The following is a 24,690-nucleotide window of genomic DNA, read 5'->3' as shown; positions in this document are numbered from 1 at the left end:
ACCCCAGACCTGCAAGGCTTCATGAATTCCGAACCCGTCGCCCGCCCGCGAAGCGGCCCCCGCAATCCGGTGCGCAAGCATGCGCAGGAACGCTTCGACGCCCTGCTCGACGCCACGGAAAAGCTGCTGGCCGCAAGCCTGAACGAAGAGATCAGCCTGGCGCAGATCGCCGAGCTCGCGGCCGTGCCGCTGGCGTCGGTCTACCACTTCTTCCCGAACCGGAACGCGGCTTTCGTCGCCCTGGCGCAGCGCTTCCACTCCGAGCTCTGGCGGCTGGCCGCGCAGCCGCACGAGCCCGCGCCGCAGAGCTGGCAGGAGATGGTGGAGCGCAACCAGCGGCGTTCGTCCGGCTACCTGAACGACCATCCCGCGGCGCTGCGGCTCTTCATGGGCGCCGGCGTCAGCGTGCAGGTGCGCAACCTGGACATGCATGGCAACACGGTGCTGACGCGCCTGCGCATGGACCAGTTCTCCCGCTACTTCGAGATGCCGCGCATCCCCGATCTCGAGAAGCGCCTCGGCGTCGCGCTCGCGGTGTCCGACGGGGTCTGGGCCCTGTCGTACAGCGCCCACGGGCGCATTACCGACGACTACATCCTGGAGTCGGTCCGCGCGGCCAACGCCTATCTCCGCTGCTTCATGCCGGAAGTGCTTCAGCCGAAGGCCTGAGCACCGGGCGGCGTTGGCGCAACCTAGGGTCACCACCCTATTTCTCGAATAATCTACAAGTAAGCTTCGACTTGGCATCGTCCTTGCGACGATCCTTGCGCGTGCATTCCTTCAGTCGATTTTTCTCTTGGGAATGCCCACTTGAGGGGCACTCCGCACCACGATGAATCTGCGGCACACGAAACGTCAAATTGTTGTTGAAGTCGAATTTTCTATCAATTAATATCGATCAAGACGCATCGGTCCTTCAGGCCGACAGCGCCTCCAGTTCGTCGACCAACACAAGCAAGGACGGTTCTCTCATGTGGACAAATATCCAGAACAAGGCGCTTCAGGCGCGTGCCGAACGCGTGATGCCGGGCGGCATGTACGGCCATGAATCGACGCGGCTGCTGCCGGCGGATTTCCCCCAGTTCTTCCAGCGCGCGCAGGGCTCGCGCCTGTGGGACGTCGACGGCAACGAGTACATCGACTACATGTGCGCCTTCGGCCCGAACCTGCTGGGCTACGGCCATGAGAAGGTCGAGCAGGCGGCCCGCGCGCAGGCTCAGCGCGGCGACACCATGACCGGCCCGAGCGACGCGATGGTGCGGCTGGCCGAGCTGTTCGTGGACACCATCACGCACGCCGACTGGGCGATGTTCTGCAAGAACGGCAGCGACGCGACGGCCATGGCGCTGGTCTGCGTGCGCGCGCACCGCCAGCGCCGCAAGGTGCTGCTCGCGCAAGGTGCCTATCACGGCGCGGCGCCGTGGTGCATGCCGCAGGCGGCCGGCAGCACGCCCGAAGACCGCGCGCACATCATCCCGTTCCGCTACAACGACCTGGCGAGCCTGGCCGAAGCCGTCGAGCTTGCCGGCGACGACCTGGCCGGCATCTTCGCCACGCCGTTCCGCCACGAGGCCTTTGGCGACCAGTACCTGCCCGACGCGGCCTATGCGCGCGAGGTGCGCCGCATCTGCGACGAGCGCGATGCGCTGCTGGTGGTCGACGACGTGCGTGCGGGTTTCCGCATGGCGCGCGACTGCAGCTGGTCGGCGCTCGGCGTGCAGCCCGACCTGAGCACCTGGGGCAAGTGCATCGCCAACGGCCACCCGATCTCGGCGCTGCTCGGCTCCGACAAGGCGCGCGACGCAGCCATGCGGATCTACGTGACGGGCTCGTTCTGGTTCTCCGCCGTGCCGATGGAAGCGGCCATTGCCACGCTGCACGAGATCCGCGACTCGGACTACCTGGAGCGCATCGCGCACACCGGCCAGTTGCTGCGCGACGGCCTCGATGCGCAGGCCCGCAGCCACGGCTTCGCCATGCGCCAGACCGGCCCGGCGCAGATGCCGCAGATCTTCTTTGCGGACGACCCCGACATGCGTCTCGGCTATGCCTGGACCGCCGCCGCGATCCGGCGCGGCGTGTACCTGCATCCGTACCACAACATGTTCATCAACGCGGCACTGACGCCGGCCGACGTGGCGCTCACGCTGGAGCGCACCGACGACGCCTTCGCCGAGCTGCGCCGAACCCACGCCTCGCTCCCGCCGCAGGCCGACGCCCGCGTGATCGAGCGCATCCGCCGCGCCGCGCTGGCGACCGCGCCGGCCTGACGCGCACGCCCTGTTCCACCCTCACTTCACCTCTTCCCAGCTCCAGGAGAACCGCATGAAACGCAGAGATGTACTCAAGGCCGGCGCCGCCGGCGCACTGTTGCCAGGCTTCGCGATCGGGCAATCCGCCAAGGTGCTCAAGTTCGTGCCCCAGGCGGACCTGGCGCTGCTGGACCCGGTGCAGACGACCGGGCTCGTCACGCGCAACCACGCCATGATGGTGTTCGACACGCTCTACGGGGTGGACAACCAGTTCCAGCCGCAGCCGCAGATGGTGGCGGGCCACCAGATCACCGACGACGGCAAGACCTGGACGCTCACGCTGCGCGACAAGCTCAGCTTCCACGACGGCACGCCGGTGCTGGCGCGCGACGCGGTCGCGAGCATCGAGCGCTGGTCCAAGGTCGACGTGCTGGGGCAGCTGATGCGTGCGCAGCTCGACGAGCTCAGCGCCCCGACCGACAAGACGCTGCGCTTCCGCTTCAAGAAGCCTTTTCCGATGCTGCCGCTCGCGCTCAGCAAGACCAGCGGCATGTGTCCGATCATGCCGGCGCGGCTCGCCGCGACCGAGCCGTCGGTGCAGGTGACCGAGATGGTGGGCAGCGGCCCTTTCCGCTTCGTGGCCGGCGAGCGCGTGCCGGGCTCGCGTGCGGTCTACCAGAAGTTCGCGGGCTACGTGCCGCGCGAAGGCGCCGCGGCCTTCACCTCGGGCGGCAAGATGGCCTACGTCGACCGCGTCGAGTGGCACACCATCCCCGACGCGGCCACCGCCGCGGCAGCGCTGCAATCCGGCGAGGTCGACTGGTGGGAACAGCCGATTCCCGACCTGATCCCGATCCTGCGCGGCCACAAGGACATCAACGTGCAGGTGCACGACAAGGCCGGCTCGATGGCCATGCTCCGCTTCAACCAGCTCAACGCGCCGTTCGACAACCCGGCCGTGCGCCGGGCGCTGCTCGCGGGCATCACCCAGGCCGACTACATGATGGCCGCCATGGGGGAGGACAAGCTGCGCTGGCGCGACAACGTGGGTTTCTTCCTGCCGGGCACGCCCTTCGCCAACGACGGCGGCATGGCCGCGCTCACCAGCCCGCGCAGCCTCGACAAGGTCAAGAAGGACCTGGCCGCCGCCGGCTACAAGGGCGAGAAGGTCGTCATGCTGGTGCCGACCGACTTCGCCGTGCTCAACGCGATGAGCGAGGTCGCGGGCGACTACTTCAAGCGCGTCGGCATCAACCTCGACTACCAGTCGCTCGACTGGGGCACGGTGCTGCAGCGCCTGGCGTCCAAGCAGCCGATCGACAAGGGCGGCTGGAGCCTGTTCTGCAACTTCGTGCCCGGCATCATCACGACCGCCCCGCCGCTGCACACCTACATGCGCGGCATCGGCGCCAAGGGCACTTTCGGCTGGCCCGAGAGCGCCAAGCACGAAGCCCTGCTCGACACCTTCTTCAACGCGACGACGCTGCCCGAACAGCAGCGCATCGCGCGCGAGATGCAGGTGCAGGCCTTCGAGGACGTGCCCTACATCCCGACCGGCCTGATGCTCCAGCCCGCGGCCTACCGCAAGAGCCTGAGCGGCGTGCTCGACGGCTCGCCGCTGTTCTACAACGTCAAGAAGGCCTGACCGAAGGCTTCGTCCGGAAAGCGGCTCGCCCATGCTCACCACAGACCCCCTTCAGGCGCACTACCCGATCGACCCGACGCGCCTCGACCTGGCGCGCGAGTTCCGCCGCACGCCGCGCGGGCACTACAGCCTGGAACTGCAGCTCGTGCTCTACCGCATGCGCTGGTCCGGCGCCGGCCTGCGGCACGTGCTGCTCGCGATCGAGCCCGGCAAGCGCTGGATGCTCGCGCAGCTGCCCGCACGCCGCGGCGAGCCGGTCAAGACCTTTCCGGACCAGGTCTTCACCAGCATCGCCGACGCGGAATGGGCTGTGTTCTGCCTGCGCTGGGAGCTGCTCACCGGCCACTCGCTTTCGACCCTGAATCTGGACTGACGCCACCATGCTCAATACCGTTGCCGTGATCGGCTATGCCTTGCCGCTGGAGGCCGCGTGCGGTTCGACCGTGCAGTTCAAGCTCAGCAGCGACCGCCTCGCCAGTGCGCAGGCCGAGATCGTGAAGATCCGCTGCGGCGACCCGGATCCTTCCGGCCCGGGCGTCCGCCTGCAGCCGATGCCGTCGCCGGTCGACGGCGCGGTCGCGCTGTCGCACCAGCCGATCCACGCGGGTTCCTGCGCGGTCGTCGACGACGCGCCGGTACTTCAGGGGATGGGCAGCTTCAGCATCGGCTGCTGGATCTGGCCGACCCGACTGGAAGCCGGCGCGCAGACCGTGCTCGCACGCTGGCGCGACGACACGCAGCAAGGCTGGCGGCTCGGCCTCGATGCGCAGGGGCGGATGAGCTTCAGCGTCGGCGTGCAGGGCCGCGTGTTCAGCGTGGCGACGACGCGGCCGCTGATGGAACGCGAATGGGCCTTCGTCGGCGCCTCGCTCGACCTGGCACGCGGCGAGCTGCGCGTGTTCCAGCTGAGCCTCGACCGGCTCGCCGGACGCGACCGCAGCGACGACAGCGTGGCGGCCGGACCGACGCAGGTCGACTGGCCCTCATCGCTGGCACTCACCTTCGCGGCGCACCTGCGCGACGACGGTGCTGCGCGCCACGTGGCCGGCCACTTCAACGGCAAGATCGATCGGCCGCGCCTGCATGCCGGCGTGCCCGGCATCGACGCCTTGCGCGCCAGTGCCGCGATGCTGCGGCCCGAACGCGGCGACGCCGACCTCGTGGGCGCCTGGGACTTCGCCGATGCGATCGGCAGCGACACCTGCACCGACCGCGGTCCGCACGGGCTGCACGGCACGCTGCGCAATGCGCCGACGCGTGCCGTCACAGGCGCCAACTGGGCCGCACGCACGCCGCACTGGACGGAGGCGCCCGACGAGTACGGCGCGATCCATTTCCACGACGACGACATCGACGACTGCGGCTGGGACACCAACCTGTCGCTCACGATCCCGGCCGACTGGCCCAGCGGCTTCTATTCGCTGCGCCTGACCGCCACCGATGCGGACGGCGGCCCGGCCGAAAGCCACGTGCCCTTCTTCATCGGCGCGCAGCCCGGCAAGGCACGCGCCCGGCTGGCCTTCGTCGCGTCGACCGCGACCTTCCTGGCCTACTCGAACAGTGCGATCCGGCTCGACCTGCAGCCGACCGAGGCCATGCTCGAACAACTGCTGGTGCTGGGCCCCGACGACGTCTACCTGCAGGAGCACCGCGAGCTCGGTCTCTCGACCTACGACACCCATGGCGACGGCAGCGGCTGGTGCTATGCGAGCGCGGCGCGCCCCATCCTCAACATGCGTCCCCTCGGCGGCGGCTACTACCAGATGGACACGCGGGTCATCGACTGGCTCGACAGCACCGGCATTCCGTACGACGTCATCACCGACGAGGCGATCCACCGCCACGGCGCACAGTTGCTCGCGGGCTACGGCTGCGTCGTGACCGGCTGCCATCCCGAGTACTACACCCAGCAGATGCTCGACGCCTTCGAGACCTACCAAGCGGACGGCGGTCGCCACATCTACCTCGGCGGCAACGGCTTCTACTGGCGCACCGCCTTCCATCCGTCCAAGCCCGGCCGCATCGAGATCCGGCGCGGCCTCACCGGCACGCGCACCTGGGAGGGCGAACCCGGCGAGAACGGCCTGTCGACCACCGGCGAACCCAGCGGCCTGTGGCGCAGCAACGGCCGGCCGCCACAGCGCCTGGTCGGCGTCGGCTTCGACGCGCAGGTGTTCGACCGCGGCTGCGCCTACCGGCGCCTGCCGGCCAGCCACGACCCGCGCGCCGCCTTCATCTTCGAAGGCGTCGGTGCCGAGGAGGTGATCGGCGACTTCGGCCTGCGCGGCGGTGCCGGCGGCCACGAGATCGACCGCGTCGACATGCGCCTCGGATCGCCGCCGAACCTGCTGCACGTGGCCACGGCCGATGCCTTCGGCTCCGGCGGACTGGCGACGCCGGAAGAGTTCGGCGTGAGCCACCGCGGCCTCGGCGGCGACCAGAACTCGCAGATCCGCGCCGACATGACCTTCTTCCCGACCGCGCGCGGCGGTGCGGTGTTCACCACCGGATCGATCGCCTGGGGCATGGCCTTCGCGCACCGCGGCTACGACAACAACGTGAGCCGCATCACCGGCAACGTGCTGCGCCGCTTCCTGGACCCGGCGCCGTTCGACGGCTTCGGCACCGAAGAGGAGCCGCGCTGATGTTCGCCTCGATGCAGGGCCGCACGGCCATCGTCACCGGCGCGAGCCGCGGCATCGGGCGCGGCATTGCGGCGCGCTTCGCGGCCGCGGGCATGCACGTGCTGGTGGTCGCGCGCCGCCAGGACGACGCCGACGCGGTGGCGCGCGACATCGGCGGCACGGCCTCGGGCTTCGCTGCCGACGTCACCGACCCGGCCGCCATGCAGGCGATGGCGGCGGCGGCACGCGCGCGCTACGGCAGCATCGACGTGCTGTGCGCCAACGCGGGCATCTTCCCGCGCGCCCGCATCGACGAGATGACGGCGCAGGACTTCGACACGATGACCGACGTGAACCTGAAGGGCACCTTCCTGTCGGTGCAGGCCTGCCTGCCGGCGATGAAGGCGCAGCGCCAGGGCCGCATCGTGATCATCGGCTCGATCACCGGCACCACCGGCGGCTACCCGGGCTATGCGCATTACGCGGCGAGCAAGGCCGGCCAGCTCGGCTTCATGCGCTCCGCGGCCATCGAGCTGGGGCCGTGGGACATCACGGTCAACGCGGTGCTGCCGGGCAACGTGCAGACCGACGACCAACCCGCCAACAAGACCGCCTACCAGCAGAAGAAGCTGACGATGAGCGCGCTGCGCCGCCTGGCGACGGTCGACGACATCGCCAATGGCGCGCTCTTCCTGGCCAGCCGAGAGGCCGGCGCCATCACGGGGCAGACGCTGATCGTCGACGGCGGGCAGTCGTTGCCCGAGTCGCCCTCGGCGATCGACGAGGCGATGGCCGCCGCCGGCCGGGCCTGAGCGATGTTCAACTACGTGCTGCGCCGCGCCGGCGCCACCTTGCCGGTGATGGCGCTGGTCGCCTTCTTCATCTTCAGCCTGCTCTACCTCGCACCCGGCGACCCTGCCGCGATGATCGCGGGCGACCAGGCCACGCCGGAAGACCTGGCCCGCATCCGCGAGAGCCTGGGCCTGTCGCGGCCGTTTCTCGTGCAGTTCGGCGACTGGGCCTGGCGCGTGCTGCACTTCGACCTGGGCAAGTCGATCTTCACCGGCACGCCGGTGACGGCGCTGATCGGCCAGCGGCTCGAGGCCACCGGTTCGCTGCTGGTGCTGACGCTGGTCGCCGCCGTGGTCGTGGCCGTGCCGCTGGGCGTCGTCGCGGCCTGGAAGTCGGGCAGCCTGTTCGACCGCGCGATCATGGCCTTCGCGGTCTTCGGCTTCTCGGTGCCGGTGTTCGCCATCGGCTATCTCATCGCCTGGGTATTCGCGCTGCAGCTGCAATGGCTGCCGGTGCAGGGCTATGTGCCGTTGTCGGAAGGCGTCTGGCCCTGGCTGCAACGGCTGCTGCTGCCCGCGCTGACCATGAGCTTCGGCTATGTCGCGCTGATCGCACGCATCACGCGCACCACCATGCTCGAAGTGCTGCAGCAGGACTACGTGCGCACCGCGCGCGCCAAGGGGCTGGCCAGCAAGGGCGTGCTGTTCGTGCATGCGCTGAAGAACGCCTCGGTGCCGATCGTCACCGTGATCGGGCTGGGCATCGCGATGCTGATCGGCGGTGCCGTGGTCACCGAAAGCGTGTTCGCGATCCCCGGCATCGGCCGGCTGACGGTCGACGCCATCCTGCGCCGCGACTACCCGGTGATCCAGGGCGTGGTGCTGATGTTCAGCTTCGTCTACATGCTGATCAACCTGTTGATCGACGTCTCCTACACCCTGCTCGATCCGAGGATCCGGTATTGAACTCCCTTCACGTTCCTGCCGAGGTGCGGCGCCTGTCGCCGGCGGCCGATGCCATGCCGGCCACGCCGCCGCCGGAAGCGCCGGCGCTGCCCGACCTGTTGCCGCCCGTGGTGCGCCGCACCGGCTGGATCGGCCATGTGCGCCGCCATCCGACCATCGCGATCGGCGGCGGCCTGCTGCTGCTGTTGATCCTCGTCGGCCTGCTCGCGCCCTGGCTGGGCACCGTCGACCCGAGCGCGATCTCGCCGGCCCGGCGCACCCGCGTGCCATCGGCCGAATACTGGTTCGGCACCGACATGCTGGGCCGCGACGTCTATTCGCGCGTGCTGCTGGGCACCCGGGTGTCGCTGATCGTGGGCTTCTCGGTCGCCTTCATCGCGACGGCGGTCGGCCTGGCGATCGGACTGGTCTCGGGCTTCGTGCGCTGGGCCGACGGACCGATCATGCGGGCCATGGACGCGCTGATGTCCATCCCGCCGATCCTGCTGGCAATCGCGCTGATGGCGCTCACGCGCGGCAGCATCGGCAACGTGATCATCGCGATCACGATCGCGGAGATCCCGCGGGTGTCGCGGCTGGTGCGCGGCGTGGTGCTGTCGCTGCGCGAGCAGGCCTATGTCGACGCCGCCATCACCACCGGCACGCCGACGCTGCGCATCATCGCGCGCCACATCATGCCCAACACCATCGCGCCGATGATGGTGCAGGCCACCTACATCTGCGCCAGCGCGATGATCATCGAGGCCATGCTGTCCTTCATCGGCGCGGGCATCCCGCCGAGCACGCCCTCGTGGGGCAACATCATGGCCGAGGGCCGTGCGCTCTGGCAGGTCAAGCCCTACATCGTGTTCATACCGGCGGTGTTCCTGTCGGCCACGGTGCTGGCCATCAATCTGCTGGGCGACGGCTTGCGCGACGCGCTCGACCCGCGCGCGGCCAAGGGGATCTGACGATGGCCTTGCTCGAAGTCGAGAACCTGCGCGTGCACTTCCGCACGCCCGACGGCGTGAACCGCGCGGTGGACGGCCTGTCGTTCGAGGTGAACGAGGGCGAGACGCTGGCGATCGTCGGCGAATCGGGCTGCGGCAAGTCGGTGACCTCGATGTCGCTGCTGCGCCTGCTGCCCGAGCCGCCCGCGAAGATCGCCGGCAGCATCCGCTTCATGGGGCGTGAGCTGCTTGCGCTCGACGACGCCGCGATGCGTGCGGTGCGCGGCAACGAGATCTCGATGATCTTCCAGGAGCCGATGACCAGCCTGAACCCGGTGCTGACGGTCGGCTTCCAGATCGCCGAGACGCTGCGCCTTCACCAGAAGCTGGACAAGCGCGCAGCGGCGCGGCGCGCGATCGAGATGCTGCAGCTGGTCGGCATCCCCGCACCGGAACGGCGGCTGCACGAGTACCCGCACCAGTTGTCGGGCGGCATGCGGCAGCGCGTGATGATCGCGATGGCGCTGGCCTGCAACCCGAAGCTGCTGATCGCCGACGAACCGACCACCGCGCTCGACGTGACCATCCAGGCCCAGATCCTCGACCTCATGGCCGAGCTGAAGGACCGCACCGGCGCGGCGATCGTGCTGATCACGCACGACCTCGGCGTGGTCGCCGACGTGGCCGAACGCGTGATGGTGATGTATGCCGGCCGCAAGGTCGAAGAAGCCGCGGTCGACGAACTGATGGCGCGCCCGCGCCACCCCTACACCCAGGGCCTGCTGGCCGCCATCCCGAAGCCGGGCGCTTCGCAGCAGGCGGAAAAGGCACGGCTCACCGAAATCCCGGGCATGGTGCCGAGCCTGAAGACACGCATCGACGGCTGCCTGTTCGCACCGCGCTGCAGCCGGGCGACCGAGCTGTGCCATCGCGTCGCGCCCGCACTCGCGGCCAAGGCACCGGCGCATTTCGCGGCCTGCCACCATGCGCCGGCCGACGCGTTCGCCATGGAGCTTGCCGCATGAATGCCGCCGTGACTGTGAACCCCCTGCTCGAAGTCACGAACCTGAGGAAGCACTTCCCGCTCAAGCGCAGCTGGCTGGGTGCGTCGACCGGGCAGGTGCACGCCGTGGACGGCGTGTCATTCCACATCGACCGCGGCGAGACGCTCTCGCTGGTCGGCGAATCGGGCTGCGGCAAGTCGACGGTCGGCCGCTCCGTGCTGCGGTTGTTCGACCTGACGGCGGGCGAGGTGCGGCTGGACGGCCAGCGCATCGACAACCTGTCGGCGCGGCAGCTGAGGCCGTTGCGGCGCGACCTCCAGGTGGTGTTCCAGGATCCGTTCGCGAGCCTCAACCCACGCATGACGGTGCGCGACGCGCTGGCCGAGCCGGTCGGCAATTTCGAGCCGGCGCTGTCGCCGGCCGGCGTGCAGGCGCGGGTCGACGAACTGCTCGACCTGGTGCGCTTGCCGCGCGACGCCGCACGGCGCTATCCGCACGAGTTCTCGGGTGGCCAGCGCCAGCGCATCTGCATCGCGCGCGCGCTCGCCTCGCGGCCGAAGCTGGTGATCTGCGACGAAGCCGTGTCGGCGCTCGACGTCTCGGTCAAGGCACAGATCGTCAACCTGCTGCAGGACCTGCAGGCGGAGCTGGGCCTGGCCCTGCTGTTCATCAGCCACGACCTCGGCATCGTCGAGCACATGACGCACCGCGTGGCCGTGATGTACCTGGGCCGTATCGTCGAGCAGGGCACGGCGCGCAAGCTGTTCGGATCGCCGCGCCACCCCTACACGCAGGCCCTGCTGTCGGCCGCGCCGGGCAACGCGAAGGCGGGCCGGCGCATCGTGCTCAAGGGCGACGTACCCAGCCCGGTGAACCCGCCCGCCGGCTGCCACTTCCACACGCGCTGTCCGCATGCCTTCGACCGCTGCCGCAGCGAGGCGCCGCCGCTCGAGGACAAGGGCGACGGGCAATGGGCCGCCTGCCATCTGCAGGCGCTGCCCACCTGACCCCAGGCGCCGGACGCCTGGCAGGAACGCATCACGAAGAGACAAACCAGAGACCCACCCATGAACGCTACCCCACAGGATTCCGCCGTCGGCCAGGCCCGCGAATGGCTCGACGCGCTCGCCGCCACGCTCGCCGATCGGCAGCTGGACGCCCTGCCCGCGCTGTTCGCCGAAGACTGCTTCTGGCGCGACTTCCTCGCCTTCACCTGGAACATCAAGACCGTCGAAGGCATCGCGACGGTTCGGGAGATGCTCGCGCAGGCGCTGCCGCAGTTCGACAGCGCACCGACCTGGACGCTCGACGCGGCCAGCGTGCAGGTCGACGGCGACACGCTCGGTGCGTGGTTCCGCTTCGAGACCTCCGTCGGCCGCGGCCAGGGCCATCTGCGGCTGCGTGACGGCAAGTGCTGGACCTTCTTCACCGCCTTGCGCGAGCTCGACGGCTTCGAAGAGAAGTCCGGCCGCCGCCGCCAGCTCGGCACCGCACATCACTACGGCGCCGGCCGCCGCACCTGGCTCGAGGAACGGCAGCACGAAGAGGCGACGCTCGGCGACACCGAGCAGCCCTACTGCGTGATCATCGGTGGCGGCCAGGGCGGCATCGGCCTGGCGGCGCGGCTGCGGCGCCTGGACGTGCCGACCATCGTGATCGAGCGCAATGCGCGCGCCGGCGACTCCTGGCGCCAGCGCTACAAGTCGCTCTGCCTGCACGACCCGGTCTGGTACGACCACCTGCCCTACCTGCCCTTCCCGGAGGACTGGCCGGTGTTCACGCCCAAGGACAAGCTGGGCGACTGGCTCGAGGCCTACACGCGCATCATGGAGATCAACTACTGGTCGTCCACCGAGTGCGACAGCGCGCGCTACGACGAGGCCGCCGGCGAATGGACCGTGACCGTGCGGCGCGCGGGCAGGACCGTCGTGCTGCGGCCGAAGCAGCTGGTGTTCGCGCTCGGCGTGTCGGGCTATCCGAGCACGCCGGTCATCGAAGGGCACGAGCGCTTCGCGGGCGAGCAATGCCATTCGAGCGCCTACCGCGGCGGCGAGGACTGGCGCGGCAAGCGCTGCGTGGTGCTCGGCGCCAACAACTCGGCGCACGACATCTGCGCCGACCTGTGGGAGCACGGCGCCGAGGTGACCATGCTGCAGCGCTCGTCCACGCTGATCGCCAAGTCCGACACGCTGATGGAACGCGTGATCGGCAAGCTCTATTCCGAGGACGCGGTCGAACGCGGCATCGACGCCGACCGGGCCGACCTGATCCAGGCCTCGACCCCGCTGAAGATCGCGGCGCTGGTCAACATCCCGATCTGGCAGGGCATCGCGGAGGCCGACGCGGCTTTCTACGAACGCCTGCGGCAGGTCGGCTTCATGCTGGACTTCGGCGAGGACGGCTCGGGCCTGCACACCAAGTACCTGCGCCGCGGCTCCGGCTACTACATCGACGTCGGTGCGTCGGAACTCGTGGCGGACGGGCAGATCGGCCTGCGCAGCGGTGTCGGCATCGCGAAGATCGAGCCCGACGGCGTGGTGCTGACCAGCGGCGAGAAGCTGCCGGCCGACCTGCTGGTCTATGCGACCGGCTATGGCTCGATGAACGCCTGGGTGGCCGACATCGTGTCGCCCGAGGTGGCCGACCGCGTGGGCAAGTGCTGGGGCGTCGGCTCCGACACCACGCGCGACCCCGGCCCGTGGGAAGGCGAGCTGCGCAACATGTGGAAGCCGACGCAGCAGACTGCACTGTGGTTCCACGGCGGCAACCTCAGCCAGTCGCGGCACTACTCGCTCTACCTGGCGCTGCAGTTGAAGGCGCGGATGGAAGGCCTGTCGACGCCGGTCTGGGGAATGGAAGAAGTCCACCATCTGCGCTGATCCGGGGAGCGGCCCCCGTGCCATCCCTTCCGTGGCTCGCCGACGCGGCTAGTCCGGCGCCAGGGCCTGCGTCATCGGTGCGACCGATCCGCAGGCGGATTCCCCAGCGAGAAGTCTTCCCGGGTCAGCGTGAGGTTCGGGTTGTAGGCGCGGTCGCGCAGCAGCCCCACGCCCCAGCGGCGCTTCATGTACGCCACTTCGGAGGCGAAGCGTTGCTGTTTTTCCGGTGAGGCATCGGTGCCGCGCGTGGCCGACTCGTGGTGGTAGAGCTCCGCATAGGGCGTCCAGACGTTGCGCCAGCCGGCCTCCAGCAGCCGCAGGCAGAAGTCGACGTCGTTGAAGGCCACCTTCAGGTGCACGTCTTCCAGGCCACCGACCGCGAGATAGGTGTCGCGCCGCACCACCAGGCAGGCGGCCGTGACCGCCGACAGGGACTGGATCAGGTCGGCGCGCCCGAAGTACCCCGCCCGACCGCGCGCCAGGCCCTTGTGGCTGTGGCCGGCAACGCCGCCGATGCCCAGGACGATGCCACCGTGCTGCAGCGTGTCGTCCGGATACCAGAGCCGCGCGCCGACCGCGCCGACGCCGGGCTGCAGCGCGATGGACACCATCTCCCCCAGCCAGTCCGGCGAGATGACCTCGATGTCGTTGTTGATCAGCGCCACCAGTTCACCGCCGCAGTGCGACACCGCGGTGTTGTTGAGCGCCGCGTAGTTGAAGGGGCTGTCGATCCGCAGGACCTCGGTGTCGGGCTGGTCGTTCAGCGCATCGAGGTAGCGGCGGGCCGCCGGATCGTCCGATCCGTTGTCGATGATCAGGATCTCGTAGTTCGGGTAGCGCGTGCGCATGCGGATGCTCTCCACGCATTGGCGCAGCAGCGGCAGCGCATTGCGCGTCGGGATGATCAGCGTGACGCGCGGCGGCGTGTCCGGCAGCGCGTAGCGCGTCCGGTAGCCGCTGCCGGCCCATCCGGCGGTGGCCTGCACGCCGCACCGCGCGAAGTGCTCGTTGAGCGCCCGCTCGCTGGCCACCTGCGCATAGGGCTTGGCATCCACACCGGCCGCCGTGCTCTGCGCATGCACGCGCCAGTGATAGAGCACCCGGGGCACATGCTGGATCTGCGATGGCTCGATCCGCTCGATGCAGCGCAGCACGAGGTCGTAGTCCTGCGCACCCTCCAGCCCCACGCGAAAGCCGCCGACCTGGCGTACCAGCGACGTGCGGTAGGCGCCGAGGTGGCAGAACATGTTCTGCGAGTGGATGAGATCCGGGTTCCAGTCGGGCTTGAAGTACGGGTCGCAGCGCATGCCGGCCGCGTCGAGCTTGTCCTCGTCGGTGTAGATGAGCCGCGCCGCCGGATGACGGTTGATGCAGTCGGCGATCCAGAACAGCGCGTCTTCCTTCAGCAGGTCGTCGTGGTCCAGCAGCGCGATCCATTCGCCGTGGGCCAGCGTCAGCGCGGTATTCGACGCCGCGGCGATGTGCCCGTTGCGCGGCCGCCGCACGGCGCGGATCCGGGCGTCGCCGCGGTAGGCGTTCAGCACCTCGCGTGTTCCCGCATCCGTCGACGCGTCGTCGGCGATGCACAGCTCCCAGTGCGGATACAGCTGCGATCGCACCGATTCGATCGCAGCGTGCAGCCACGCCGGGTTGGCGTTGTAGGTCGGCATGACGACCGATATCAGCGGCAGGCGCGGCAGCGCCTGGACACGCTCGCGCAGCAGCGCCCGCGCGGGTGCGTCGAGCGTGTCGTAGCGCGCGACCCATTCGCGATAGTCCAGTGCAGCGCCCACGTTGCGGTCGGCCGCGCGCAGGTTGCCGAACGCCTGCCAGAGGCCCCGCAGGCCGGATTGCCGCCAGATGGCCGCCGTGCGTCGCGCGGTGCCCACGAGGCCCTGATGGTGCGACACCCGTTGCCCCAGGCGGCGCGCCAGCCGCCCGACGCCGCGGACCTTGCGCGCACTCCAGCGCAGCGGGCTCGCGAGCCGTCCTGCCTGGTTCGGGATCGTCCGTTCATTCATGGTCGACCTCGAACTCGATCTTCTGGAATGGAATGCCCACCAGGCCCCAGCGGATCTGGCTGGACGCCACATGCAGCACGAGCGCGTCGTGCATGTAGTGGTGCTGCACGTTGTCGTAGAGATCGCCGTCGGCCAGCGAGGCCATCAGCGTGTAGCTGCCGTTCGGAAGCATCGGCATGCGGAACTCGAAGGCCGCGTGGAAGGTCTCGCCGGTCCGCACGGCGCGGGGCGAAAAGGCCGTCAGCGGCAGCGTGTTCTCGCCGAACAGGTCCTGCCCCAGGCGGTCCTTGAGAATGAAACCGAGGATCGGATGATCGAAGCCCTGCCGGGCCATCGCGCGGATGACGAGCCGCACCGGTTCGCCGCCTTCGAAGACTGTCGACGGTGCGCCGTCCGGCCGCTCGATCGCGATCGACACGATCTCGCCGGCACCGGTCTTCCAGCCGGTCGCGTCGGCCAGGTTCGCAGGGTCGACGCGCAGGCGCGATGCGTAGTCGATGACCGGCGCCGCGTCGGGCGAACCGGCCTGTTCGGCATCATCGACGCCGTCGGCCACGCATGCCATCTCGTGCATCTCCCGCAGCTCCGGCAGCTCCGACGTCCTGGGCGTTTCCAGCGGCGCGAGCGACACCGCGCCGCCATACACCTCCTGCAGCGTCTGCCGCAGATAGGACGCCACCACCTGCTTCGACGGGCCCGACGCCACGATCTTGCCCTGGCCCATCCAGATCGAGCGCTGGCAGAGGTTCTGCACCGACCCCATGTCGTGGCTCACGAACAGCAGCGTGCCCTTCTGCTGGAACTCGCGGATGAAGCGCATGCACTTCTGGGTGAACACGGCGTCGCCCACCGACAGCGCCTCGTCGACGATCAGGATGTCCGCATCGACGTGCGCGATGACGGCGAAGGCCAGCCGCACGTACATGCCGCTCGAATAGGTCTTCACCGGCTGGTCGATGTGCGCACCGATGTCGGCGAACGCGGCGATGGCGTCGAAGCGGGCATCGGTCTGGGCACGCGACAGGCCCAGCAGCGATGCGTTCATGTAGACGTTGTCACGCCCCGAGAACTCGGGGTTGAAGCCCGCGCCCAGTTCGAGCAGCGCCGCCACGCGGCCCTGCGTTTCCACCGTGCCGAGGGTCGGCATCAGCGTGCCGCAGATGGTCTGCAGCAGCGTGGACTTGCCCGACCCGTTGCGCCCGACGATGCCCACGGTCTCGCCTCGGCGCACCTGGAACGACACGTCGTCCAGCGCCCAGAACTCCTTGAAATAGGGCTGCGTCGGCAGGCCCAGCAGCTGGCGCGCCGGGGGGACTACGAACTGGCGCAGGCGGTCGATGGGGCGGGCATAGGTGCGGTAGCACTTGCCCAGGTTTGCCACGTCGATGGCCAGGTCTTCAGAGGACATCGGCGAACCCCGTGCGCGTCTTCTGGAACCAGGCGTAGCCCAGCCAGGCCACCGCGGTCGCGATGGCGAGATAGAGGCCCAGCCCGGCCCAGTCGGGCAGGTGCCCCCAGATCACGACCTCGCGCATCTGCTCGATGATGAAGGTCAGCGGATTGAGCTGGATCCAGGGCTGCAGGCGCGGCGGCAGCGCGCTCACCGGGAAGAAGACGGGCGACAGGAACATCAGGACGGCCGTGGCCATGCCCACGACCTGCGCGATGTCCCGGGCGAAGACGCCGACCGAGGCGAGAAACCAGCCGCAGCCCATCGCCAGCACGATCAGCGGAAGGAACACCAGCGGCAGGAACACCGTCGTCCATTGCAGATGCCCGTTGAAGACCCCGAAGGCCAGCAGCAGGACCGCCGTGCTCGTCGCCGCATGGAACAGCGCGGCGCCGGCCGTGGTCGCCACCAGCGTCTCGAGCGGGAAGACGACCTTCTTCACGAAGTTGGTGTTCGCGAGGATCAGGCCCGGCGCCCGGTTGATGACCTCGGCGAAGAAGGCGTGCACGATCATTCCGGCGAACAGGACGATGGCGAACTGCGTGCGGCCGCCCGGCCCGCCGGTGTCGACGCCCCACTTCGCCTTGAAGACGACGGAGAAGACCAGCGTGTAGACCGCCAGCATGAACAGCGGGTTGAGGAAGGACCAGAACAGCCCCATCCACGAACCCTTGTAGCGGCCGCTGATCTCGCGCCGCGTCATGCGGGCGATCAGCTCGCGGTGCGACCAGAGCGTGCAGGCGAGGGACTTCATCGACGTGGCGGCCGCCAGGTGCGGGTTCAAACGCGTGCTCCCGGTTCGGCCATGGGATGGCGGCAGGAGGATGGTGGAAGTGGCATGGGAAGTGGACGGAAAAGCACGTGGAAGAGTTGGGCTTTGGGGGCTTGGGCCCCTGGGGGTTGGGGCTGCACCGCTACTTGGGCTGCAGCAGGTCGCGCACGATGCCCTTGCCGCCGCGGCCGACGCGGGCGTAGTGGCCCTTCAGCGCCTCGTGGGCGATCGGCAGGATGCGTGCGAGCCGGCTGTTGGGCAGCGTTGCGCGAAAGCGCTGGTGTTCCAGCTTGTCGAACACCAGCCCGATCTTCTCGACCTCGACCTCGCCCACCAGCCGCAGCATCTGGGCCAGCAGCTTCTCGGCCTTGACGGCCATCCGCGACTGGCTGTCGCCGCTGGACACAAGGGCACGCTGGACCTTTTGCAGGAAGGACTCGCGCCGCGCGCCGAGCTGGTTGTTGTCGTGTTGCCGGTAGTCGATCAGCTCTTCTTCCAGCACGTCGACGCGGCCGACGGCGGCGGCAATGATCGCGAGCCATTCGTCGTGCAGCCATTCCTCGGGAAAGGGCAGCGCATGGTCCAGCAGGCTGCGGCGGAACACGGCCGTCGCGCCGGTGACCAGGTTGCGGTGGAGCAGCGCGTCGAAGGCGCGGCCATCGTGGATGCATGCCAGCTCGGCGGGCTGCACCTCGAGCGCGTGGAACAACGACCCGCCCAGACTGCGGTTGTGCGCATCGACCAGCCGGGCGTCGCTGTGCAGCAGCAGCAGTTCGGGGCGGCGTTCGAACTCGGTCCGCAAGCGCTCGAGCCGGTGCGGATGCCAGGCGTCGTCCTGGTCGCACAGCATCACGAGTTCGCCATGGCAATGCATCACGGCCTGCTCGAAATTGCGGGTCACGCCCAGGGCCTTGGTGTTCTGGAGGATGACGACCTCGATGCGCTGGTCGGTGTTCTCGCGGGCGCATTCGTCGAAGGCCGCCTGTGCGATCTCGACGCCGCCGTCGGTCGATGCGTCGTCCGAGATGACGATCTCCGACGGCGGATGGGTCTGGCGGCAGATGCTGCGGACCTGTTCGCGGATGAAGGCCGCGCCGTTGTGCATGCACAGCGCGACGGAGACCTGGGTCATGGCAGCCGCTCCTGTGCAGAAGCGAGCGGGATCAGCCTTGCCAGGTGCCTGTGGTCCCAGCGCAGGAAGGCCCGCAGCAGCAGCGCGTCGCCGATCGCCAGGGTGGCGATCGAGCCCCACTCCCAACCCGTCATGGCCGGTCTCCGGCTCGCGCCGGAAAAGATGCGGGGAGACCGTGTTCGCGGCCAGTCGCCGGATGCGTGTCGAAGACGTTCAATGTGAGCTCCGTAGTGGAGCCCGGAGTCTCGAAGGCTGTCTTTGCTGGCGGATTTCGCCGTGTTGCGGCTTTGTTGCCGGACCTCGCCAAGCTGCCGCTGTCTGCGGCCAGCCGCGGCGAACGTCAGGCTGGCGGTGTGCGGCTCACGGCCGGAACGAAGATGTAGCCCTCGTTGCGCACCGTGCGGATCAGCTCGACCGGCGCGCCGCTGCGCGACAGCTTGCGCCGCAGCCGGCTGATCTGCACGTCGATCGCGCGGTCGTAGCTGTCGGCGTCCGCGCCCATCGCATAGCCCATCAGTTGATCGCGGGTCAGCACCCGGCGCGGGTGCTGCGCCAGCGCCCGGAGCAGGCGGAACTCGCCGTCGGACACGGACACGATCTGGCCTTCGGGGTCGTACAGCAGGCGGCCAGCCACGTCGAGCCGCCAGCCGGCGAAGTGCAGCGATGCGTCTTCCGCGTCCTGCGCCTCGCCCACGCCCACGCCGTCGCGGCTGTGCGCAGGCGCTGGCAGGTCGCGGGGCGTGGCCGGCACGGGCGTCGGCGCGGATGCCGGCACGGGTGCCGGCCCCGACACCCGCCGCAGCACGGTGCGGATGCGTGCCAGCAGCTCGCGCGGGTTGCAGGGCTTGGCGAGATAGTCTTCGGCCCCGATCTCCAGGCCGATGATGCGGTCGATGTCGGTGCCCACGGCCGACAGCATGATGACCGGCGGTGCGCCGCTGTTCTGCAGTTGCCGCAGCGCCGTCAGGCCGTCCTCGCCGGGCATCATGACGTCGAGCACGATCAACGCGTAGGTCGACTGCGCCAGCCGCTCGCGCATCTCGCCGGGATGGCCGGCCACGTCGACCTGGAAGCCGTGCTTCTCCAGGAACGACGACACCAGGCTTCGGATGCCGGCGTCATCGTCGACGACAAGGATGCGGGTGGAAAGATTCACGTTGGGGACCGTTCTGCGGCCCGGGATCATAGGCCGGGAACGCCGGCCGCCGACACAAAGCTGCAATCCGGCGCAATACGGCGACATCCGGCCACCCGGGCGAACCTGCAAAATGCCGCTTTTCCATCGACCCGAACGCGCCACCATGGCGGGACCCAACGTGACATTCGGCGCCGCCCCTGCAAGCATCGACCCATGAACCCGACAGGTGCTTCACGCCGATGGCTGGGCCCGCCGCTCGCCCTGCAGATCATGGGGCTGCTGCTGGCGGGGCTGGTGGTGGCCCAGGGGGCGACGCTCGCGCTCACGCTGCTGCTGCCGCCCGAGCCCCAGTCGCAATGGGATCTCGGCGAGATCGCCCAGGTCCTGGCAGGCCGAAAGGCGGTGGACCGCAGCACCCGGCTGCAACGCACGCTGCAGGCAGGCCCGCCCGAGGCGAAGGGCCCGGGCTGGCTGCTGTCCGACAGCACGCGCCGCGATCTCGCCCGCCTTCTCGAGCGGCCTGAAGAAGAAGTCCGCCTTTATTTCTACACGCCGTTGCCCTTCGCAGGCACGGGAACCGCGGCGAACGCCGTCCGCCCCGCGCCGCTGGCCGTGCGCAAGGCACCGCTGCGGCTGGCCGACGCGGACCCGGACAGTCTGGACCGGTCGGGCTTCCTGCGGGTCCAGGCGGGCGGCGGTCCCGGCGGCGGTGGCATGGGTGGATTCGGCGGGTCCGGCGGATGGGGCAACGGCCGCCCGGGTGGCTTCGGTTTTCCCGACGGTGTTCCCGGCCGCCGGGCCACGCCCGATGCCGCACCGACCACACAGCCCAAGCCCTCGGAAGGAACTCCGTCGACCAGCGGCAATGCAACCAGCCCGGCCGCCGAGCCCGCAGCCGCGGCAGCCCGGCAGGCGCCGGCAGGCACGGACAGCGCAGCGGCAACCCCATCGACACCACCCTCGGCCAGCCGCGACGCGGCACCTGTCGCCGCCCCGGCGCAATCCGGCAATGGCGCCCCGCAGCCTCCCGCTGGCGCAGCGGGTACAGCGGGTACAGCGGCCCCGGCGCGCAGTGGTGCGGCCGACGCGCCTCGGCCCGGCCCGAACGCGAGCACGCGTCCGCCCATAGAACGCCGCCCCGCAGCGCCGCCGATGGCCGCGACGAGCACACCGTCCGCGTCGCCAGCACCGGCGACCGGCACGCGCGCCGCGCCCGTGCCCGAAACCCAACGCAGGATCGCGCCGGCGCCGAGCCGGCCTTCTGCACCGGCGCCATCGGCCGCGATCGTTCCCCGAGCCGCCGAGGTGTCGCGGCCGCCAGTCGCCGCGGTATCGCCGGCACCCAAGCCTCAGGCGGCGCCCGCGCAGCCCGTGGAGGTGCGGCCTGCCGCGCGCGGGCTCTTCGGCCTCGCACCGGCGCCCTTCGTCGAGGGCGACTTCGTGGCGGCGGTGCACACGACCGAAGGCAGCTGGATCGTGGTGCAGCCGATTCCCGAACCCTTTCCGAATGCGTGGCAGCGCCGGGTGCTGCTCTGGTTCGCGATCGCGGCGGCGGTGGTGCTGCCGGCCGGCTGGCTCTTCTCGCGCCGGCTGGTGCGCCCGATCAGCGGCTTCGCGCAGGCGGCCGAGCGCCTGGGGCGGGACCCGTCGGCGCCGGTGCTGGCACTGGAAGGGCCGGCCGAGATCGGCCGCGCCGCGCAGGCCTTCAACCGCATGCAGTCGCGCCTGCGCAGCTTCGTCGACGACCGCACGGTGATGATCGGCGCCATCAGCCATGACCTCCGCACCCCGCTCACCCGCATGCGCTTTCGCATCGAGGACGTGCCCGACGACGTGCGCGCCGGCATGCTGGAGGACGTGGAAGAGATGGAACAGATGATCGGCGCCGTGCTGGCCTTCATCCGCGACGCCTCCACGCCCGGCACGCGCGAGCAGATGGACTTCGCGAGCCTGGTCGACGACGTGGTGGAACAGGCCGTGTTCGTCGGCAAGAACGTGCGGCTGGAACACACGGAGAGCGCGCCGGTCGACGTCGACGCGATCGGCATGCGCCGCGTGCTCGACAACCTGATCGAGAACGCGGTGAAGTACGGCACGCAGGCCCGCGTCCGCCTGTTCCGGGAGGGCGACAGCGCCGTCGCCGAGATCAGCGACCGCGGCCCCGGCATCGCGGACGGTGAGCTGGCACGCGTGTTCCAGCCCTTCTATCGAACGCCGGACGCACGCGCATCGGGTGCCGCCGGCAGCGGCCTGGGACTGGCCGTATGCCGGTCGATTGCGCGGGCGCACGGCGGCGATGTCGAACTCAAGCCCGGGCCGCACGGGCTCGTCGCGCAGCTGCGCGTTCCGCTCGCCATGAAGGTTGCCGCATCAGCGTGAGCCGTCCATTGGCGATCGGTCTGCGACAGAACGCTCCCGATCGCGTCAGGGCGCTGGGTGACGCACCTGCGCCGGCACCTCGTACAGCTCGAGAGGAAGACCGTCAGGATCCTGGAAGAAGAAAAATCGGCGTGACGTGAACTCGTCCACCCGGATCTCTTCGACCGGCACGGACGCCGCTTCCAGGTGCACCTTCCAGGCGTCGAGGTCTTCGACGGCCAATGCCAGGTGCCGCAGGCCGGCGGCTTCCGGTCGGCTCGGTCGGGCGGGCGGACTGGGGAAGGAGAACAGCTCGATCTGCGCGCCGCCGGGCAACTCCAGGTCCAGCTTGAAGGAATCACGTGCCGCGCGGTAGTTCTCGGCAACGACCCGGCATCCCAGGACCTCGGTGTAGAAGTGCTTCGAACGCTGGTAGTCCGAGCAGATGATCGCCACGTGGTGGATGCCGCGCAACGGCGGAATGTTCGTCGGGGTTTGCATGGCCGCCAGTGTGGCCGCAGACGCATTCACCAGGGCGTCCACTTGGCGTAGCTCGCCGCGGACGCGACCGTGCGCTCGATGAAACGCACGCCGCGCGCGCCGTCTTCCACACGCGGATAGTCCGCGTCCGGCGGATCGTCCTGCTGGCCGCCAAGCCGCGCGCGGATGCTCGCGAAGATGCCGGCGTAGACATTGGCGAACGCTTCGATGAAGCCTTCCGGATGGCCGCTGGGCAGGCGGTTGGCGCGCAGCGCCGCCGGATGCAGCCACGGCGATGCGCGGGTCAGCCGGCGCGCCGGGCCATCGAGCGTCCGATGGATGAGCTCGTTCGGCTGTTCCTGCTGCCACTCGACGGTGCCGAGCGTGCCGGACACGCGCAGGCGCAGGTCGTTCTCCACGCCCGAATTGATCTGCGATGCGACCAGCACGCCGCGCGCGCCATTGGTGAAGCGCAGCAGCAGGTTCGCGTCGTCGTCGAGCGCGCGGCCCGGCACCAGCGAACCCAGATCGGCGCAGAGGCTCTCGATCCGAAGGCCGGTGACCGTGGCGATCAGGTTTTCCGCATGCGATCCGATGTCGCCGATGGCGCCGGCCGCACCGCTGCGGGCCGGGTCGAGCCGCCAGCCGGCCTGCTTGTTGCCATCGTCCTCGAGCGCGGTCGCGAGCCAGCCCTGGCTGTATTCGCACACCACCTTGCGCACCGTGCCCAGTTCGCCGGCGGCGACCATCGCGCGCGCCTGCCGAACCATCGGATAGCCGCTGTAGTTGTAGGTGACGCCGAACACCGTGCCTTGCCGTGCGACGGCCGCGACCAGCGCATCGGCCTGCGCGCTCGTGTGCACCAGCGGCTTGTCGCACACCACATGGAAGCCGGCCTCGACGAAGGCCTGCGCCACCGGAAAGTGCACATGGTTGGGCGTGACGATGACGACGAAATCGACGCGCTCGTCGGCCGGCCGCCGCAGCTCGTCGGCCAGCAGCGCGGCCCAGTCGCCGTGATTGCGCGCGTCGGGCAGGAACAGGTCGCGGCCCGAGGCGCGCGCCTTGTCCGGGCTCGACGAGAGCGCGCCGGCCACCAGTTCGGCCTGGCCGTCGAGCGCGATGGCGTGGCGGTGCACCGCGCCGATGAAGGCGTCGCGCCCACCGCCGACCATGGCGTAGCGCAGCTTGCGGTGGATGGTGGAAGAAGGCGTGGCGCTCATCGGTTTTCTTTGGCGAACACGGCGTCGAACGCGCCGGCCGCGGGCTTGAAGTCGAGCCGCTTGCAGAACGCCGCGCTCTCGGTGGCGCCGTGCACGCGGTCCATCCGGCTGTCTTCCCACTCGACGCTGAGCGGGCCGGCGTAGCCGATGTCGTTGAGCGCGACGATGACCGACTCGAAATCGATCATGCCGCGCCCGACGCTGCGAAAGTCCCAGAAACGGCGCACATCGCCGAAGCTGGTGTGGCCGCCGAACACGCCGACCGTGCCGTCGCCCTTGCCCCACCACACGTCCTTCATGTGGGCGTTGTAGATGCGGTCGTGGAACAGGCGGATGAACTTGACGTAGTCGACGCCCTGGTAGCCCAGGTGGCTCGGGTCGAAGTTGAAGCCGAAGCGGCGGTGGCCGTGCACAGCCGCGATCGCGCGTTCGGCGGAAGCGATGTCGAAGGCGATCTCGGTCGGATGCACCTCGAGCGCGAAGTTGATGTCGTGTTGCTCGAACACGTCCAGGATCGGGCTGAAGCGGCGGCCGAAGTCGGCGAAGCCCTTGTCCCAGAAGGTCTGCGTGGTCGGCGGGAACGCATAGGTGGCGTGCCAGACCGACGAACCGGTGAAGCCGGTCACGGTCTTCACGCCGAAGGCCGCGGCCGCGCGCGCGGTGTCGGCCAGCTCGCTGGCGGCGCGCTGGCGCACGCCTTCGGGCTCGCCGTCGCCCCACACATGGTCGGGCAAGATCGACTTGTGGCGTTCGTCGATCAGGTCGCACACGGCCTGGCCGACCAGGTGGTTGCCGATCGCGAAGCACTGCAGGCCATGCGACTGCAGCAGTGCCCGCTTGTCCTGCACGTAGCGCTCGGAGGCGAGCGCCTCCTGCACGTTGAAGTGATCGCCCCAGCAGGCCAGCTCGAGGCCGTCATAGCCCATTCGCCGGGCGAGCGGCGCCAGCTCGGCCAGCGGAAGGTCGGCCCATTGGCCGGTGAAGAGAGTGACGGGTCTTGCCATGGTGTCTGCGGGGGCGAGTGAG

General features: G+C 69.5%; 21 protein-coding genes. 12 read left to right on the top strand and 9 right to left on the bottom strand.

Features of this window, described 5'->3' with window-relative positions; translation table 11 throughout:
- Nucleotides 1-21 precede the first annotated feature (21 nt).
- The 11 genes from AC07PZ_RS00295 to AC07PZ_RS00245 all read left to right on the top strand — a co-directional run bounded on the left by AC07PZ_RS00295 (nt 22) and on the right by AC07PZ_RS00245 (nt 13,090).
- A complete protein-coding gene (locus AC07PZ_RS00295) occupies nt 22-669 on the top strand; it encodes a TetR/AcrR family transcriptional regulator (RefSeq protein WP_495292996.1) in 648 nt (215 codons plus the stop codon).
- A gap of 302 nt (nt 670-971) precedes the next feature.
- Entirely contained in the window at nt 972-2,270 is a 1,299-nt protein-coding gene (locus tag AC07PZ_RS00290; RefSeq protein WP_495292995.1) for an aminotransferase class III-fold pyridoxal phosphate-dependent enzyme, read from the top strand.
- Between the two features lie 55 nt (nt 2,271-2,325).
- Nucleotides 2,326-3,897 carry an ABC transporter substrate-binding protein gene (locus AC07PZ_RS00285; protein WP_495292994.1) on the top strand — a complete coding sequence of 524 codons (1,572 nt, stop codon included), beginning with the start codon at nt 2,326-2,328 and terminating at the stop codon, nt 3,895-3,897.
- Between the two features lie 31 nt (nt 3,898-3,928).
- Nucleotides 3,929-4,270, top strand: coding sequence for a N,N-dimethylformamidase alpha subunit family protein (locus tag AC07PZ_RS00280; protein ID WP_495292993.1), 342 nt, complete (start codon nt 3,929-3,931; stop codon nt 4,268-4,270).
- Between the two features lie 7 nt (nt 4,271-4,277).
- Entirely contained in the window at nt 4,278-6,542 is a 2,265-nt protein-coding gene (locus AC07PZ_RS00275) for a N,N-dimethylformamidase beta subunit family domain-containing protein (protein WP_495292992.1), read from the top strand.
- Nucleotides 6,542-7,333, top strand: coding sequence for a 3-oxoacyl-ACP reductase FabG (gene fabG, locus AC07PZ_RS00270; RefSeq protein WP_495292991.1), 792 nt, complete (start codon nt 6,542-6,544; stop codon nt 7,331-7,333). Before AC07PZ_RS00275 ends, fabG begins: the two co-directional genes overlap by 1 nt.
- Nucleotides 7,334-7,336: 3 nt before the next feature.
- Entirely contained in the window at nt 7,337-8,278 is a 942-nt protein-coding gene (locus tag AC07PZ_RS00265) for an ABC transporter permease (RefSeq protein WP_495292990.1), read from the top strand.
- Nucleotides 8,279-8,331: 53 nt separating this feature from the next.
- Entirely contained in the window at nt 8,332-9,228 is an 897-nt protein-coding gene (locus tag AC07PZ_RS00260) for an ABC transporter permease (protein WP_495293932.1), read from the top strand.
- A 2-nt stretch (nt 9,229-9,230) separates the two neighbouring features.
- Complete coding sequence (locus tag AC07PZ_RS00255; RefSeq protein WP_495292989.1) at nt 9,231-10,232, top strand: ABC transporter ATP-binding protein; 1,002 nt, start codon at nt 9,231-9,233, stop codon at nt 10,230-10,232.
- Nucleotides 10,229-11,218: an ABC transporter ATP-binding protein gene (locus AC07PZ_RS00250; protein WP_495292988.1), complete on the top strand. Its 990-nt coding sequence runs from the start codon at nt 10,229-10,231 to the stop codon at nt 11,216-11,218. The genes AC07PZ_RS00255 and AC07PZ_RS00250 overlap by 4 nt, the downstream gene beginning before the upstream one ends.
- A gap of 60 nt (nt 11,219-11,278) precedes the next feature.
- A complete protein-coding gene (locus AC07PZ_RS00245) occupies nt 11,279-13,090 on the top strand; it encodes an NAD(P)/FAD-dependent oxidoreductase (RefSeq protein WP_495292987.1) in 1,812 nt (603 codons plus the stop codon).
- 71 nt (nt 13,091-13,161) lie between these two features.
- Here AC07PZ_RS00245 and AC07PZ_RS00240 read toward each other — a convergent pair whose 3' ends face one another.
- From AC07PZ_RS00240 to AC07PZ_RS00215, 6 genes are all read right to left on the bottom strand, one after another.
- Nucleotides 13,162-15,111, bottom strand: a complete 1,950-nt coding sequence (locus tag AC07PZ_RS00240; RefSeq protein ID WP_495292986.1) for a glycosyltransferase family 2 protein — start codon at nt 15,109-15,111, stop codon at nt 13,162-13,164.
- Nucleotides 15,104-16,519, bottom strand: coding sequence for an ABC transporter ATP-binding protein (locus AC07PZ_RS00235; protein WP_495292985.1), 1,416 nt, complete (start codon nt 16,517-16,519; stop codon nt 15,104-15,106). Before AC07PZ_RS00235 ends, AC07PZ_RS00240 begins: the two co-directional genes overlap by 8 nt.
- On the bottom strand, nt 16,509-17,315 hold the full coding sequence (locus tag AC07PZ_RS00230) for an ABC transporter permease (protein WP_495293931.1): 807 nt from the start codon (nt 17,313-17,315) through the stop codon (nt 16,509-16,511). The genes AC07PZ_RS00235 and AC07PZ_RS00230 overlap by 11 nt, the downstream gene beginning before the upstream one ends.
- A 160-nt stretch (nt 17,316-17,475) precedes the next feature.
- Nucleotides 17,476-18,465 (bottom strand): glycosyltransferase family 2 protein, encoded by a 990-nt coding sequence (locus AC07PZ_RS00225; RefSeq protein WP_495292984.1) that lies wholly within the window; start codon nt 18,463-18,465, stop codon nt 17,476-17,478.
- Entirely contained in the window at nt 18,462-18,599 is a 138-nt protein-coding gene (locus tag AC07PZ_RS00220; RefSeq protein WP_495292983.1) for a hypothetical protein, read from the bottom strand. Before AC07PZ_RS00220 ends, AC07PZ_RS00225 begins: the two co-directional genes overlap by 4 nt.
- Before the next feature lie 206 nt (nt 18,600-18,805).
- Nucleotides 18,806-19,621 carry a response regulator gene (locus AC07PZ_RS00215; RefSeq protein ID WP_495292982.1) on the bottom strand — a complete coding sequence of 272 codons (816 nt, stop codon included), beginning with the start codon at nt 19,619-19,621 and terminating at the stop codon, nt 18,806-18,808.
- 195 nt (nt 19,622-19,816) lie between these two features.
- Here AC07PZ_RS00215 and AC07PZ_RS00210 point away from each other — a divergent pair, with 195 nt between their 5' ends.
- Nucleotides 19,817-21,982, top strand: coding sequence for an ATP-binding protein (locus tag AC07PZ_RS00210; RefSeq protein ID WP_495292981.1), 2,166 nt, complete (start codon nt 19,817-19,819; stop codon nt 21,980-21,982).
- Between the two features lie 45 nt (nt 21,983-22,027).
- Here AC07PZ_RS00210 and gloA2 read toward each other — a convergent pair whose 3' ends face one another.
- Genes gloA2 through AC07PZ_RS00195 form a run of 3 tightly spaced genes read right to left on the bottom strand, consistent with a single transcriptional unit; the run spans nt 22,028 to nt 24,668 of the window.
- Nucleotides 22,028-22,462, bottom strand: a complete 435-nt coding sequence (gene gloA2, locus AC07PZ_RS00205; protein ID WP_495293930.1) for an SMU1112c/YaeR family gloxylase I-like metalloprotein — start codon at nt 22,460-22,462, stop codon at nt 22,028-22,030.
- 26 nt (nt 22,463-22,488) lie between these two features.
- A complete protein-coding gene (locus AC07PZ_RS00200; RefSeq protein WP_495292980.1) occupies nt 22,489-23,664 on the bottom strand; it encodes a Gfo/Idh/MocA family protein in 1,176 nt (391 codons plus the stop codon).
- Nucleotides 23,661-24,668, bottom strand: coding sequence for a sugar phosphate isomerase/epimerase family protein (locus tag AC07PZ_RS00195; protein WP_495292979.1), 1,008 nt, complete (start codon nt 24,666-24,668; stop codon nt 23,661-23,663). The genes AC07PZ_RS00200 and AC07PZ_RS00195 overlap by 4 nt, the downstream gene beginning before the upstream one ends.
- Nucleotides 24,669-24,690: the final 22 nt, after the last annotated feature.

This window comes from Variovorax sp. GW821-FHT10B04 (genome assembly GCF_059415645.1).
The sequence above is the reverse complement of the archived record's forward strand: the minus strand, read 5'-3'. Positions and strand labels throughout refer to the sequence as shown.

Excerpts from the sequence above, each read along its gene's own strand:
- AC07PZ_RS00295 (WP_495292996.1), top strand. The coding sequence starts at position 22 with ATGAATTCCGAACCCGTCGCCCGCCCGCGAAGCGGCCCCCGCAATCCG.
- AC07PZ_RS00290 (WP_495292995.1), top strand. The coding sequence starts at position 972 with ATGTGGACAAATATCCAGAACAAGGCGCTTCAGGCGCGTGCCGAACGC.
- AC07PZ_RS00285 (WP_495292994.1), top strand. The coding sequence starts at position 2,326 with ATGAAACGCAGAGATGTACTCAAGGCCGGCGCCGCCGGCGCACTGTTG.
- AC07PZ_RS00280 (WP_495292993.1), top strand. The coding sequence starts at position 3,929 with ATGCTCACCACAGACCCCCTTCAGGCGCACTACCCGATCGACCCGACG.
- AC07PZ_RS00275 (WP_495292992.1), top strand. The coding sequence starts at position 4,278 with ATGCTCAATACCGTTGCCGTGATCGGCTATGCCTTGCCGCTGGAGGCC.
- fabG (WP_495292991.1), top strand. The coding sequence starts at position 6,542 with ATGTTCGCCTCGATGCAGGGCCGCACGGCCATCGTCACCGGCGCGAGC.
- AC07PZ_RS00265 (WP_495292990.1), top strand. The coding sequence starts at position 7,337 with ATGTTCAACTACGTGCTGCGCCGCGCCGGCGCCACCTTGCCGGTGATG.
- AC07PZ_RS00260 (WP_495293932.1), top strand. The coding sequence starts at position 8,332 with ATGCCGGCCACGCCGCCGCCGGAAGCGCCGGCGCTGCCCGACCTGTTG.
- AC07PZ_RS00255 (WP_495292989.1), top strand. The coding sequence starts at position 9,231 with ATGGCCTTGCTCGAAGTCGAGAACCTGCGCGTGCACTTCCGCACGCCC.
- AC07PZ_RS00250 (WP_495292988.1), top strand. The coding sequence starts at position 10,229 with ATGAATGCCGCCGTGACTGTGAACCCCCTGCTCGAAGTCACGAACCTG.
- AC07PZ_RS00245 (WP_495292987.1), top strand. The coding sequence starts at position 11,279 with ATGAACGCTACCCCACAGGATTCCGCCGTCGGCCAGGCCCGCGAATGG.
- AC07PZ_RS00240 (WP_495292986.1), bottom strand. The coding sequence starts at position 15,111 with ATGAATGAACGGACGATCCCGAACCAGGCAGGACGGCTCGCGAGCCCG.
- AC07PZ_RS00235 (WP_495292985.1), bottom strand. The coding sequence starts at position 16,519 with ATGTCCTCTGAAGACCTGGCCATCGACGTGGCAAACCTGGGCAAGTGC.
- AC07PZ_RS00230 (WP_495293931.1), bottom strand. The coding sequence starts at position 17,315 with ATGAAGTCCCTCGCCTGCACGCTCTGGTCGCACCGCGAGCTGATCGCC.
- AC07PZ_RS00225 (WP_495292984.1), bottom strand. The coding sequence starts at position 18,465 with ATGACCCAGGTCTCCGTCGCGCTGTGCATGCACAACGGCGCGGCCTTC.
- AC07PZ_RS00220 (WP_495292983.1), bottom strand. The coding sequence starts at position 18,599 with ATGACGGGTTGGGAGTGGGGCTCGATCGCCACCCTGGCGATCGGCGAC.
- AC07PZ_RS00210 (WP_495292981.1), top strand. The coding sequence starts at position 19,817 with ATGAACCCGACAGGTGCTTCACGCCGATGGCTGGGCCCGCCGCTCGCC.
- gloA2 (WP_495293930.1), bottom strand. The coding sequence starts at position 22,462 with ATGCAAACCCCGACGAACATTCCGCCGTTGCGCGGCATCCACCACGTG.
- AC07PZ_RS00200 (WP_495292980.1), bottom strand. The coding sequence starts at position 23,664 with ATGAGCGCCACGCCTTCTTCCACCATCCACCGCAAGCTGCGCTACGCC.
- AC07PZ_RS00195 (WP_495292979.1), bottom strand. The coding sequence starts at position 24,668 with ATGGCAAGACCCGTCACTCTCTTCACCGGCCAATGGGCCGACCTTCCG.